This window comes from Litorivita sp. NS0012-18, assembly GCF_040371945.1.
In the GTDB taxonomy this organism is placed as follows: Bacteria; Pseudomonadota; Alphaproteobacteria; order Rhodobacterales; family Rhodobacteraceae; genus Litorivita.
On sequence record NZ_BAABWS010000001.1, the window covers coordinates 135,758 to 149,064 of the forward strand.

The window sequence follows — 13,307 nt, forward strand, 5'->3', positions numbered from 1 at the left end:
TTAGCCTTTCACGGCGCGCCTGAGGGGCAAGCGCGCGGAGGAGCAGCTATGATTTTGACGAGCACCAAAGGCCAAAAGGATTTGCCACGCTATTTTGCGCGGGTCTTCGAGGTGGCCTGCAACATGCCCAACGGTCGGCTCGATTTTGTTCTGCCCGATAGGCGCAGGTTTCGCGCCGAAGGCCAGAACGCCGGCCCGATTGCCGAACTGCATGTCCATAACCCCGAGATCTTCGCCCGTCTGGTGCGAGAAGGGGATTTGGGGTTTTGCGAGGCCTATCTGGACGAATGGTGGTCGACGCCCGATTTGCAGGCCTTCCTCGATTTGCTCCATGCCGAGAACGACGAGCTTTACGACGGATTTCCAGGCATGTTTTTTGTCCGCTCCTACGAGCGGATGCGCCATTGGATGAACCGCAATACCATCGAACAAGCCAAGAAAAACATCGCCGCCCATTACGATTTGGGCAACGATTTCTATGCGCTTTGGCTCGACGATACGATGACCTACTCCAGCGCCATGTTCGAGACCGGCCAAGAGAGCCTTGAGACGGCGCAGATTGCCAAATACGCCTCGATGGTCGATCAGATCGGCGCCAAAGAAGGCGATCATTTGCTCGAAATCGGATGCGGATGGGGCGGGTTTGCAGAATATGCCGCCCGCGAGCGCGGGATGCGGGTGACGGGGCTGACCTTGAGCGTCGAGCAGTTGAACTATGCCCGTGAACGCATTGAAAAGGCAGGGCTTTCGCATCTGGTCGATTTCAAGCTGCAAGACTACCGCGACGAAACAGCCACCTATGACGGCATCGCTTCGATCGAGATGTTCGAAGCCGTGGGCGAGCAATACTGGCCGGTCTATTTCGATACTGTAAAACGCTGCCTGAACCCAGGAGCCAAGGCGACGTTGCAAATCATCACCGTGCAAGACAAACGTTTCGAGACTTACCGAAAAGGCGTTGATTTCATTCAAAAATACATTTTTCCAGGGGGGATGCTGCCCAGCCCCAAAGCGCTGCGCGCCGAGATATCCAAAGCGGGGCTGGAGTTCACCCGTTCCATCGAGTTCGGCCATAGCTATAGCCTGACGCTGCGCCGCTGGTTCGAGACGTTCAATGCGCGTTGGGACGAGGTGGCCAAGCTCGGATTTGACGCGCGTTTCAAGCGGATGTGGAATTTCTATCTTACCTCTTGCGCCGGTGCCTTTGAGGGGGGAAACTGTGATGTAACGCAAATTACAATCACAAGGCCGAGCTAAAGGATGATCCCGACCTCTTCCGCCCGCATGCCGACAGGGGCGAAACTGATGGCAGCCATATGTTTGGCGGGGCTTGGGTGGATCGTGTCGAACGAGGTGCGGATGCTACTGCCCGATCAGGGCGATTTTGGGTGGTTCAACGTGGTCAATGGCGTCATCGGGGCCGCCTGTGGTTGGTTTATCCTCGGCACGCGCGCGGGGCAGGGACGCGCCGGCGCAATCGCAAACGGGGTCACCGGTGTTTTCATGTTGGTGTTTTGGGCCATCTTTGTGCATGCGGGCAACGAGATGCTGCGCCTGTCGATGCGGCGCCGGTTTGACGGTCCGATGGAAGCACTGGCCGAAATGTTCCAAACCGCGATTGAATATGCGCTGATCCTCGCCGATCCGTTGGTGATCGGAACTTTGGCCGCCGGTGCGGTGATCTCTGGCCTTTTGACAGAATTTACCGCCTCACGCTTCAAATAAGCGTTTCGCGGCGTTTCCCGCCCAGCGATGGAGCCTTTGCGAATGGCCGATATTTTTTTATACGGAACGCTGTGCCATCGTCCGCTTCTGGCCTGTGTTTTGGGCCTGCGCGAGGCGGATTTGGACGCAAGATTCCAAATTGCGCCCGCCTATTTGCCCGATCACCGCTGCTACGACGGGGCGCCGGACGGCAGCTACCCGATGATTTGCGCGCAAAAGGGTGTCGAGGCCGCAGGGCTCTCGGTGCAAGGGCTGTCGCCACAGGACATCGCGCGGCTCGATTTCTACGAGCTTGGTTTCGGTTACGAGCTGCGCGGCGCAATGGTTGAGACCGGCCGCGAGGAAGCCGGTGCACGCATCGATACGCCCGCGCAGGTCTATTTCCCGATTCAGCCTTTGGACGCGCAGGCGCCCATGTCGCATGACCGCACATGGTCATTTGAAGTCTGGCGCAAAGATCACGCGGCTTTGGCCATGACCGCCGCGCAAGAGGCGATGGGTTATTTCGGGCAGATCACCCCGCAAGAGCTTGCGCAAAAATTTCCGATGATCCGCACCCGCGCCGCCGCGCGGCTTTTGGCGCGCCAATCCGCGCCAAGCGCCGTTCGCAGCGCCACCCAAAGCAGTGAGGTGATCCCCCACGGGGCGCGCACCGATCACGCGGGGTTCTTCTTGCATCAAACCCACCGCCTGCAATTGCCGCTGTTTGGCGGCGGCCATAGCGCGGTCTTGGAGCGCGAGATTTTTGTCGCGGGCGATGCGGCGATCCTCTTGCCCTATGATCCGCTGCGCGACCGCGTGCTCTTGGTCGAACAATTTCGCATGGGGCCTTTCGGGCGCGGCGATCCCAAACCCTTCCAACTGGAGCCCGTCGCGGGCCGGATCGACGGCGGCGAGACGCCCGAAGAGGCGGCCAGACGCGAAGCGGTGGAAGAGGCCGGATTGACGCTGCGCACCATGGAGAAGATCAGCGCGCATTACCCAAGCCCCGGTTGCAGCACAGAATTCTTCCACCTTTTCCTTGGCTTATGTGACTTACCTGATCTTACCCAAGGGCAGGGCGGGCTCGCATCCGAGCATGAAGACATCCGGACCCATGTTCTGTCCTTTGAGGCTGCGATGGGTCTTGTGTCCTCTGGCGAGGCCAATAACGGACCGCTGATCCTGATGCTGCTTTGGCTTGCGGCGGCGCGTCCCCGATTGCGCAATCTAGGCTGATGGCGGCTTGAGTTCGCGCCCAAGGCCGAATACATCTTGACCCAAGAATTTATGAAACGACGCGCAGCACGGCGCCGCGTTTCCAAGACCTGAAGGCTTGAGAAGGAGCACCCGCAATGAAGTTTGCACAAGATCTGGCCCATGCGGTGGGAAATACCCCGCTGATCAAGCTGCGCGCGGCCTCGGAGGCCACGGGGTGCACCATTTTGGGCAAGGCGGAATTCCTCAATCCCGGACAATCGGTCAAGGATCGCGCGGCGCTTTATATCATCAAGGACGCCATCGCGCGCGGCGAGCTCAAACCGGGCGGCACGATTGTCGAAGGCACGGCGGGCAATACCGGTATCGGCCTTGCCTTGGTCGGGGCCTCTATGGGGTTTAAAACCGTGATTGTCATTCCCGAGACCCAGTCTCAGGAGAAAAAAGACATGTTGGAGCTGGCGGGCGCAGAGCTGGTGCAAGTGCCTGCGGCGCCTTACAAAAATCCCAACAACTATGTGCGCTACTCCGAGCGTTTGGCGGCGCAGCTGGCCCAAACCGAGCCGAACGGCGCGATCTGGGCGAACCAGTTTGACAATGTCGCCAACCGCCAAGCCCATATCGAAGGAACCGGCCCCGAGATTTGGGAGCAAACCGGCGGCAAGGTCGACGGTTTTGTGGCGGCGGTCGGCTCTGGCGGCACGCTTGCGGGCGTGGGCATGGCGCTGCAACCGCATGGCGTCAAAATCGCGATTGCCGATCCGATGGGCGCGGCGCTGCACAGCTTTTACACCACGGGCGAATTTGCCTCGAGCGGCACCTCGATCACCGAAGGCATCGGCCAAGGGCGGATCACAGCAAACCTTGAAGGCTTTACCCCCGATTTCTCCTACCAGATTCCCGACGAAGAAGCGCTTCCGGTCGTGTTCGATCTGCTGCAACACGAGGGGCTTTGCCTTGGCGGCTCGTCGGGCATCAATGTCGCCGGTGCGATCCGTTTGGCGCGTGAATTGGGACCAGGCCATACGATTGTGACCATCCTGTGTGACTATGGCACGCGCTATCAATCCAAGCTCTTCAACCCCGAGTTCTTGCAAGAAAATGGCCTGCCGGTGCCAAGCTGGTTGACCCATGCGCCGCGCTCGATCCCTGGCGTCTTTACGTCGTGACGCCTGTGCTGCGCCGTTTGGGTCTCGCGCCTCTTCTGGCGCTTTGCTTGCTCTTGATCGCACCACTTTCGGCGGGGCTCTCGGATTTTGCTGTCAGCGCGGGCGCGCTCTACGCGCAAGATGCGGCCGCGGAAATCGACTACGCCGCTTGGGAAGAGCGCGCCGATGCGGCCGATGCGATCATCTCCGCAAAAACCGCCGGCACCGACGAGCTGGACGCTTTGCGCGCCGAAATCGTGACATGGCGCGCGCGTTTTTCTGAGGCGCAATCGGGCGGCGGCAATGCCCTGCAAACGGTGCGCGACCAGCTTGCGGCGCTCGGCCCTGCGCCCGCCGATGGCGTCGAGGAGCCTGCCGATACCGCCGAGCAGCGCAAGTTGCTCAAAACGCGTCTGGCGAAACTCGAAGCGCCGATCACGGCGGCCAACCTCGCCTATAGCCGCGCCGACGGGATCATTCGCGGCATCGACGACGTGATCCGTGACCGCCAGACCCGTGCGTTGCTGCGTCTTGATCCAAGCCCCCTGAACCCCGCGCGCTGGCCCGAAGCCGCGGCGGCGGTCTGAGCCGGTATCGATACCCTGCGCGGCGAGACGATGGACAATTGGTCCAGCGCGCCGCAGCGCGCCAAGCTGCGTGCCAATGCGCCGGTGATCGGTATTTTGATCGTTCTGGGCCTGTTGTTGATGCTGCGCGGGCGGATCTGGATGGAAACTGCCGCAACGCGGGTGCAATTGGGCGGCGCCACGGCGGCGCGCTGGCTGATCGGCTTTGGTCTCTCGCTGGGGCAGCTGTTTTTGCCGCTTTTGGGCTTGGCCGCGATCACCGAAGCCTTGGGGCTGACCGGATTGATCGGGCGGCGCGGCGCCGAGATCGTCAATGTGATACCGGCCGCGGGATTTGCCTTTTTCGCCGCACTCTGGCTCGGCGCGCGGCTGTTTCCGCGCAGCGAGCAGGTCGACCCGCCGCTCGATGTCCCGTTCGAGCGTCGCCGCGAGGGGCGGCTTTATGCGGGGTTGACGGGATTGGTGCTCGCGACCTCCGATATCACCCGCCAGTTCGCCGATACATTCGATTTGCAATCGGGCACGCGCGGTGTGTTGACCCTTGGTCTGGTGGTTGCCGGTGCGCTCTTGCTGATGCGGATTTCGCGTATCTTGCGTGCCCCCAAACCCGTCTCTGGCCAAAGCGAGCAGATCGGCGAAGACAGCCTCGAAGAGACCAGATTGCAAAGTCGCGCGACCCTGTTCATCCGCAGGCTGTTGGTCTTGATCGCAATTTCGGGAGTCACGGCGGCGCTGATCGGATATGCGCGCGCCAGCGAAGCGATGATCTTTCCGGCGCTCTTGTCGCTCGAAGTCTTCGGTTTCTTGTTGATCCTTCAAAGGCTGCTGTTCGAATTTTACGTTTTGCTCACCGGCAACCGCGAGGGCGGGCGCGACAGCCTTGTGCCCGTGCTGACCGGCGTTGTGTTGTTCGTTTTGTCGTTGCCGGCCTTTGGCTTGATCTGGGGCGCGCGTTGGACCGATCTGACCGAAATCTGGACAAGGTTCACCGAAGGTTTCTCGATCGGCAGCACCCGTATCTCGCCCTCCGATTTCCTGACCTTTGTGGTGGTCTTCGCCATCGGTTTCGGCATCACGCGGGCCTTGCAATCGACGTTGAAAACCACCGTTTTGCCGAAAACCAAACTCGACGTCGGCGGGCGCAACGCCATGGTGGCGGGGGTTGGCTATCTGGGCATCTTTTTGGCCGCCGTCATCGCCATCACCAGTGCAGGCATTGATCTGTCGAGCCTTGCCATCGTCGCCGGTGCGCTCTCGGTCGGTATCGGCTTTGGTTTGCAAAACATCGTGTCGAATTTCGTATCCGGCATCATTCTTTTGGTCGAGCGTCCGATTTCCGAAGGTGATTGGATCGAAGTGGGCGGGCAGCAGGGGTTTGTGCGCGATATTTCGGTGCGCTCGACGCGGATCGAGACCTTTGACCGTACCGATGTGATCGTCCCGAACGCCGATCTCGTGTCCGGCACGGTGACCAACTTTACCCGCGGCAATACGGTGGGGCGGATGATCGCCACCGTCGGCGTGGCCTACGGCACCGATACACGGCGGGTCGAGGCGATTTTGCTCGAACTGGCGGGGCAGCACCCGATGGTATTGGCCAATCCAGAGCCGCAGGTGTTGTTTATGGGGTTCGGGGCCGACAGTCTCGATTTCGAAATTCGCTGTATCCTGCGCGAAGTGACGTGGAAAATGGTGGTCTTGTCAGAGCTGAACCACGGCATCGCGGCGCGGTTCGCGCAAGAAGGTATTGAAATTCCCTTCGCACAGCGTGATGTCTGGCTTCGCAACCCCGAAGCGCTGCGCAGCGCGGATGAGCAACAAAAACCGCCGCAAACCGGCGCTCCGACGGCGGTGCAAGACAGCAGCGCAGAGGGCGGCGCACAGGGCAGCGATGATGCCGCAGGTGGCGAAGGAGAGACCACATGAGCGCGCCGCTCTTTCGCACTGATGCCTATCTGCGCGAGGCCGAGGCCCGCGTAAGCGCCCATACCCTTGAGGGCGGGATCGTTTTGGACGCCTGCCTCTTCTATCCCACGGGAGGCGGTCAGCCCGGAGACAGCGGCCAGCTGCATTGGCACGGCGAGAACGGCCTTTGTTCGATCGGCATCGCCACCGCCGTCAAAGGCGAGGGCGGCGATATCATCCTTCTCCCGTCCGAACCTGCGGCGCTGCCGCCGGTTGGGAGCGTGGTGGTGCAAAGCCTCGATTGGGACCGCCGCCACCGTCATATGCGCGTGCATACGGCGCTGCATCTGCTCTCGGTGGTGATCCCTTTGCCGGTCTCTGGCGGGCAGATCGCAGCGGACAAGGGGCGGCTCGATTTTGACATGCCGCAGGCCCCGGAAGACCGCGCCGAGATCGAAGAGGCGCTCAATGTTCTGGTGTCACTGGATTTGCCGGTGACCGAGGAATGGATCACCGATGCCGAGCTTGCCGCCAATCCCGACTTGGTGAAAACCATGTCCGTCATGCCGCCGATGGGCGCCGGCCATGTGCGTTTGGTGCGCATCGGCGAGGGCGAGACGCAGATCGATCTGCAACCTTGTGGCGGCACGCATGTTTCACGCCTAGGCGAGATTGGCCGCTTGCGCCTTGGCAAGATCGAGAAAAAAGGCAAGCAGAACCGCCGCGTCTATCTGCATCTGGACAGTTAGATCGCGCGCCCTGCGCCGGTTTTGCGGATGCTGTTGCCGTGAAAATATTGCCGCATATTTTCGCGCTATTCGCCCTTGCGCAGTCCCGCCAAAAGAGGCTACACACCGCCCACCGGAGCGGTGGCCGAGTGGTCGAAGGCGCACGCCTGGAAAGTGTGTAGGCGGGAGACCGTCTCCAGGGTTCGAATCCCTGTCGCTCCGCCAGACCCCCATATAAGAGCGCGCCAACGCCGCGCCGACCTCAGCCCCAGCGCTATAGCGGGGCGCATGACCTGTGCTTGCCCGCGCCCGTTGCGCGCCGCCACCTGCCGATGGCCTCATACCCCCGTGAAACTCCCGTCCGGCCCGCTAGGGCTTTCGCATGGCGCGCCCCTGTGGTTCAAACAAGGACGCGCGAGGACTTGAGCCAGACACATGAGGGAGAGAGCATGTTCACGATTGAAAGCCGCAGCTTGCAAAATATCAACGTCGAGATGGATGACGCGGGGATCGCACGCGTGACGCTGGCCCGTCCGGCCAAACGCAATGCGCTTGATGCGCAGACGATCGAAGAGTTGATCACGCTTTTCGCCGAATTGCCCAAACGCGAGGCCCGCGCCGTGGTGCTTTTGGCGCAAGGCGATCATTTTTGCGCCGGTCTCGATCTGGTCGAACATTTCGAACAGGACCGTAGCCCCGCCGATTTCATGCATATCTGCCTGCGCTGGCACGAGGCCTTCAACAAGATCGAATATAGCGGCATTCCGGTGATTTCGGCGCTCAAGGGGGCGGTCGTGGGCGGCGGGCTTGAATTGGCCTCTTGCGTGCATATCCGCGTGGCCGACAAGAGCACCTACTTTGCGCTGCCTGAAGGGCAAAGGGGCCTGTTCACAGGCGGCGGCGCGACGATCCGTGTGGCCGGATTGGTCGGCAAGGCGCGTATGGTCGACATGATGCTCACGGGCCGCGTCTATCAGGGGCAAGAGGCGGTCGATGTCGGCCTGTGCCAGTATCTGGTCGAGGACAGCGAGGCCAAGGCGATGGAATTGGCCCGCGCGGCCGTGCAAAACCCGCCCTTGTCGAATTTCGCCATTTGCTCGGCTATTTCGCATCTGGGAAATATGTCGGCGCTGGATGCGTCTTATGCCGAATCCGTCGTTGCGGGGATCGTCAACACCCAGCCCGCGTCGCGCGGGCGGCTCGAAGCTTTTGCCAACAAAACGGCCGCGCGGGTGCGCCCCAATAGCGAATAACCCGCCCGAAGGCACGAAATCGCGATGCGCTGCGCAAAAATGAGGCGCAGCGCCGAGCCCGAGATACCTATTTGTTTTCAAATCGTTATTCTTGATTGATCCGCGGAACTGCTTGTTCTGCCCGCGTGTAAATGGGCGAAATTGGCCGCTTCAATAATTTACCATTTGATAAAAAATCAACCTGTGGCACAGTTTGGGGCAAGAGGGCATCCGCCCGCACGCCAGCCACAGGAGCCAGCATGAGCCAGTCAGGACTTACCGCATCCCCTTCGGTCATGACCCCCGGAATCGCCTCTGCGCGTCTTGCGCCCGATGAGTTGGCCGAGGGTTTTGAGGATCTGCACCCGCCCTTGGACAGCCATGAGGCGCAGGTTGCGGCCGACCGGTGCTATTTTTGCCATGACGCGCCTTGCATGACGGCCTGTCCCACCGCGATCGATATTCCGCTCTTTATCCGCCAGATCGCCACGGGAACCGAGACCGCCGCAGCAAAGACCATTTTGCAAAGCAATATCCTTGGCGGCATGTGCGCCCGCGTTTGCCCGACCGAGACCCTGTGCGAAGAGGCCTGCGTGCGCATGGAGGCCGAAGGCCAGCCGGTCGAGATCGGCCGTTTGCAACGGTTCGCCACCGATGCGGTTTTGGATGCGCCGCATCCTTTCACCCGCGCGGCGCCCAGCGGCAAAAGCGTTGCCGTAGTCGGGGCAGGGCCGGCGGGTTTGGCCGCGGCGCACCGGTTGGCGATGCATGGCCATAGCGTGACGCTTTATGATGCGCGCGCCAAGGCGGGCGGGCTGAATGAATTCGGCATCGCCGCCTATAAATCTACCGATGATTTTGCTGCCCGCGAGGTCGCGTGGCTAATGGGGATTGGCGGGATCGAGATGAAAACCGGCGAGCGTTTGGGCGGCGGTGTCGATCTGGAAAGCCTGCGCAGCGCGCATGATGCGGTGTTTCTCGGGATTGGGCTGGGCGGGGTCAATGCGCTTGGCATCGAGGGCGAGGAAATGGCGCAAAATGCCGTCGATTTCATTGCCGAATTGCGCCAGAGCGAGGATTTGACCACGCTGCCCATCGGGCGCAATGTGGTGGTCATCGGCGGTGGGATGACCGCCATTGACGCCGCTGTGCAGGCCAAGCTTTTGGGCGCGCAGAACGTCACGCTGGCCTACCGGCGCGGGCGCGACGACATGCCTGCCTCCGAATACGAGCAACAGCTTGCCGCCGCCAAAGGCGTGCAAATCCTGACCTATCTCATGCCCAAACGCCTGTCGGGCAGCGGCGGGCGATTGCGCGAGATCGAATTTGAATATTCGAGCGTTGAAGGCGGCAAACTCACCGGAACGGGCGAGAGCCTGATCCTGCCGGCCGATCAGGTCTTTGCCGCCATTGGCCAAACCTTGATCGGCGCGCCCGAGGGGCTTGCCATCGAGGGCGGTAAAATCGCCGTCACCGGCGCGGGGCGTACCGGAGCGGGCGGCATTTGGGCAGGGGGCGATTGCGCCTCGGGGGGCGATGATTTGACCGTCACCGCCGTTGCCGAAGGGCGCGATGCGGCCGAAGACATCCACGCATTTTTGACAAAGGGGGCTTGAGCCATGGCCGATCTTACGACTGAGTTTTTGGGCATCAAAAGCCCCAATCCCTTCTGGCTCGCCTCGGCGCCGCCCACGGATAAGGAATACAATGTGCGCCGCGCCTTCGAGGCCGGATGGGGCGGGGTTGTTTGGAAGACCCTCGGCGCGGAAGGCCCGCCCGTGGTCAACGTCAACGGCCCGCGATATGGCGCGATTTTCGGGGCGGACCGGCGGCTTTTGGGCCTCAACAACATCGAGTTGATCACCGACCGCCCGCTGCAAACCAACCTTGAGGAAATCACCCGCGTCAAAGCCGATTACCCCGACCGCGCCATCATCGTGTCCTTGATGGTGCCCTGCGACGAGGAAAGCTGGAAGGCGATCTTGCCCTTGGTCGAGGCGACCGGCGCCGACGGGATCGAGCTGAACTTTGGTTGCCCGCATGGCATGGCCGAACGCGGGATGGGATCGGCGGTCGGGCAAGTGCCCGAATATATCGAAATGGTCACCCGCTGGTGCAAGCAATATTACTCCAAACCGGTGATCGTGAAGCTGACGCCCAATATCACCGACATCCGAGGCCCCGCCCGCGCGGCTTTTGCGGGCGGGGCGGATGCGGTGAGCCTGATCAATACGATCAATTCGATCACCTCGGTCGATCTTGACGCCATGTCGCCCGAGCCGATGATCGACGGCAAAGGCACACACGGCGGATATTGCGGCCCTGCGGTCAAGCCGATTGCGATGAATATGGTCGCCGAGATCGCCCGCGACCCTGAAACCTTCCGCAAACCCATCAGCGGCATCGGGGGCGTCACCACATGGCGCGATGCGGCCGAATTCATGGCCCTTGGCGCGGGCAATGTGCAGGTTTGCACCGCGGCGATGACCTATGGGTTCAAGGTCGTGCAGGAGATGATTTCCGGCCTGTCCGAATGGATGGACGAAAAGGGTCATACCTCGACCTCCGATTTCATCGGCATGGCCGTGCCCAATGTCACGGATTGGCAGCACCTGAACCTCAATTACGTCACCAAGGCGGTGATCGACCAAGACGCTTGTATTTCTTGTGGGCGCTGCTACGCGGCTTGCGAGGACACTTCGCACCAAGCCATCGAGATGAGCGCCGAGCGCGTCTTCACGGTCAAGGATGACGAATGCGTGGCCTGCAACCTTTGCGTCAATGTTTGCCCCGTGGCGGGATGTATCACGATGGAGGAAATGGCCAAAGGCGCCACCGATCCGCGCACCGGACAGACGGTCGGCGATTATGCCAATTGGACCACGCATCCCAATAATCCCGGTGCGGTCGCGGCCGAGTAGCGCGCGCCGCAAAGGGATGTGCCCAAACGGGCCGTGCGGACCTCCCCCGCGCGGCCCGTTTGAAATTGCGGCTCAGGTCACGATGAAATACCGCGCAATTCCGTAAACGTAGAGCGCCGAAAACATCACGTTGAGATATTTCAATTGTGGCTCGCTGCGCAGCCATCCGCAGTAAATCCAGATCAGGCAAAACGGCAAGCTAAGCATCATGGCCGCCAGTTGCCAGCCTTGCACCACGCAAACCGTGCTGCAAAACCCCAAGACAACGGCGATCCATTTCAACGGCTGCTCGAAACGAGCGAACGTCAAAAGTGTCATAGTTCGGTGGCTTTCGGTGAACAGCGCCGTGAACCCGGCGTTCTGTTGTCTCCCCTTTAGGATATCGGCGCAGGTCGCGCAAGGCGTGCGCCGCTCTTGACCCAAGGCGCGCAAAGGCGCAGCTTTGCCCTGCGGTCTCAGGAAAAAGGGTGAGGGTGATGCAGGATCAAAAAACCATCTCATGCCAATGCGGCGCGGTTGAAATCTGCCTCAGCGGTGCGCCGATCCTGAGCGGGGAATGTGTGTGTACCTCTTGCCGCAGCGCCGGGGCGATGATGCAATCGCTCAAGGGCGCGCCGCAGATATTGAGCGCATATGGCGGCACCAAGGTGATCGTTTTTCGCAAGGACCGCCTGCGCGTGCAAACGGGCGAGATGCAGCTTAAGGAATTTCGCCTAGACCCCAAAAGCAAGACCCGCCGCGTCATCGCCACCTGTTGCAACACGCCGATGATGATCGAATATACGCCAGGCCATTGGTATAGCCTTTACGCGCATAATTTCGCGCCTGAAGATCGCCCGCCCGTAGAAAGCCGCAGCTTTACCGCGAGCCTGCCGGACCCGAGCATTTTGCCCCAAGATACGGTGAACGCAAAAACCGTCACCGCCGGCTTCATCTTCAAGATGCTTGCCTCCTTCGCCGCGATGGGGTTTCGCAAACCCAAAACCCGCTTTGTTCATGGCACTCTCGACTTGCAGGTTGCGGGTGCGGATACGGCGGCGAATGGCGCGTCTTAGGGGCGCAGCATCCGTGTGAACAGGGTCTCAAGATAGCGCCGTGCATCGGGGTAGGGGTCGTGGTCACCGCCCAAAATCGCATGCACCTGCACATCGAAATCGGCGTAATGCTGGGTCATCGACCAGATCGAGAAAATCAGGTGGTAAGGGTCCACCGGCGTGATCCGCCCCGCGGCGCTCCATGCGGCGATGACTTTGGCCTTCTCGTCGACCAGATCCTTCAGGTCGGTTTGCAAAATGGTCAAGATCCGCGGCGCGCCTTGGACGATCTCATTGGCAAAGAGCCGCGATTCGCGCGGGTAGTCGCGCGCAAGGTCCAGTTTGCGGTGCATATATCCCACGATTTCGAGCAAGGGATCGCCCGCAGGCTCAAGCGCGCGCAACGGGTCAAGCCATGTGCCCAAAAGCCGCTCCAGAACCGCCGCATGGATCGCCTCTTTGGAGGCGAAATAGTAAAGCAGGTTGGGTTTGGACAGCCCCGCCTCATTGGCGATCATATCCACCGTGGCCCCGCGAAACCCGTTTGCAGAAAACACCTCGAGCGCCGCTTCGAGGATCGCGTCGGTGTTCTTTTTCTGAATGCGGGTTTGGGGCGTGGCTTTGGGCATGAGGCTCTTATGACATGGTTTGAATTGCACTCAGGTTGCATTGCTGCGCCGCAGCTTGTCCAGAGTGATTAAAATTCAATCATTCCCCCTCTGGGTCGCTGCTTCATCCTTATGCGTGCGGCCTCACACTGCGGCGGTGCTTGACTGGCTGCGTGGATCGGCTAGCGTAGGTTTTACCAAGTGGTCAAAATGCGCCATGCA

The 13,307-nt window shown here is 60.8% G+C and carries 13 protein-coding genes and 1 tRNA gene; 12 read left to right on the plus strand and 2 right to left on the minus strand.

Annotation, left to right across the window (positions count from 1 at the left end; all coding sequences use genetic code 11):
* The first annotated feature begins 48 nt into the window (after positions 1 to 48).
* From ABWV64_RS00650 to preA, 11 genes are all read left to right on the plus strand, one after another.
* A complete protein-coding gene (locus ABWV64_RS00650) occupies positions 49 to 1,257 on the plus strand; it encodes a class I SAM-dependent methyltransferase (protein WP_353342328.1) in 1,209 nt (402 codons plus the stop codon).
* A gap of 27 nt (positions 1,258 to 1,284) precedes the next feature.
* Positions 1,285 to 1,725 carry a TrgA family protein gene (locus ABWV64_RS00655; RefSeq protein WP_353344432.1) on the plus strand — a complete coding sequence of 147 codons (441 nt, stop codon included), beginning with the start codon at positions 1,285 to 1,287 and terminating at the stop codon, positions 1,723 to 1,725.
* Between the two features lie 42 nt (positions 1,726 to 1,767).
* The gene (locus ABWV64_RS00660; RefSeq protein ID WP_353342329.1) at positions 1,768 to 2,943 is read left to right on the plus strand and encodes an NUDIX domain-containing protein; all 1,176 of its coding nucleotides are present in this window, start codon (positions 1,768 to 1,770) and stop codon (positions 2,941 to 2,943) included.
* 116 nt (positions 2,944 to 3,059) lie between these two features.
* The gene (locus tag ABWV64_RS00665; protein WP_353342330.1) at positions 3,060 to 4,091 is read left to right on the plus strand and encodes a cysteine synthase A; all 1,032 of its coding nucleotides are present in this window, start codon (positions 3,060 to 3,062) and stop codon (positions 4,089 to 4,091) included.
* Entirely contained in the window at positions 4,088 to 4,657 is a 570-nt protein-coding gene (locus ABWV64_RS00670) for a DUF3772 domain-containing protein (RefSeq protein ID WP_353342331.1), read from the plus strand. Before ABWV64_RS00665 ends, ABWV64_RS00670 begins: the two co-directional genes overlap by 4 nt.
* Before the next feature lie 30 nt (positions 4,658 to 4,687).
* The gene (locus tag ABWV64_RS00675; RefSeq protein WP_353342332.1) at positions 4,688 to 6,583 is read left to right on the plus strand and encodes a mechanosensitive ion channel family protein; all 1,896 of its coding nucleotides are present in this window, start codon (positions 4,688 to 4,690) and stop codon (positions 6,581 to 6,583) included.
* The gene (locus ABWV64_RS00680) at positions 6,580 to 7,311 is read left to right on the plus strand and encodes an alanyl-tRNA editing protein (RefSeq protein ID WP_353342333.1); all 732 of its coding nucleotides are present in this window, start codon (positions 6,580 to 6,582) and stop codon (positions 7,309 to 7,311) included. Before ABWV64_RS00675 ends, ABWV64_RS00680 begins: the two co-directional genes overlap by 4 nt.
* Before the next feature lie 114 nt (positions 7,312 to 7,425).
* Positions 7,426 to 7,515: transfer RNA gene (locus tag ABWV64_RS00685), tRNA-Ser, on the plus strand.
* 224 nt (positions 7,516 to 7,739) lie between these two features.
* Positions 7,740 to 8,543: a crotonase/enoyl-CoA hydratase family protein gene (locus tag ABWV64_RS00690; protein WP_353342335.1), complete on the plus strand. Its 804-nt coding sequence runs from the start codon at positions 7,740 to 7,742 to the stop codon at positions 8,541 to 8,543.
* 239 nt (positions 8,544 to 8,782) lie between these two features.
* Positions 8,783 to 10,138: an NAD(P)-dependent oxidoreductase gene (locus tag ABWV64_RS00695; protein ID WP_353342336.1), complete on the plus strand. Its 1,356-nt coding sequence runs from the start codon at positions 8,783 to 8,785 to the stop codon at positions 10,136 to 10,138.
* A gap of 3 nt (positions 10,139 to 10,141) precedes the next feature.
* Complete coding sequence (preA, locus tag ABWV64_RS00700; protein ID WP_353342338.1) at positions 10,142 to 11,443, plus strand: NAD-dependent dihydropyrimidine dehydrogenase subunit PreA; 1,302 nt, start codon at positions 10,142 to 10,144, stop codon at positions 11,441 to 11,443.
* 72 nt (positions 11,444 to 11,515) lie between these two features.
* Here preA and ABWV64_RS00705 read toward each other — a convergent pair whose 3' ends face one another.
* Positions 11,516 to 11,761, minus strand: coding sequence for a peptidase (locus tag ABWV64_RS00705; protein ID WP_353342339.1), 246 nt, complete (start codon positions 11,759 to 11,761; stop codon positions 11,516 to 11,518).
* 158 nt (positions 11,762 to 11,919) lie between these two features.
* Between ABWV64_RS00705 and ABWV64_RS00710 the strand changes: the two genes are divergently transcribed.
* Positions 11,920 to 12,498 (plus strand): GFA family protein, encoded by a 579-nt coding sequence (locus ABWV64_RS00710; protein ID WP_353342341.1) that lies wholly within the window; start codon positions 11,920 to 11,922, stop codon positions 12,496 to 12,498.
* Here the strand turns inward: ABWV64_RS00710 and ABWV64_RS00715 are convergent.
* Positions 12,495 to 13,106 (minus strand): TetR family transcriptional regulator C-terminal domain-containing protein, encoded by a 612-nt coding sequence (locus ABWV64_RS00715; RefSeq protein ID WP_353342342.1) that lies wholly within the window; start codon positions 13,104 to 13,106, stop codon positions 12,495 to 12,497. The genes ABWV64_RS00710 and ABWV64_RS00715 overlap by 4 nt on opposite strands.
* Positions 13,107 to 13,307 lie beyond the last annotated feature (201 nt).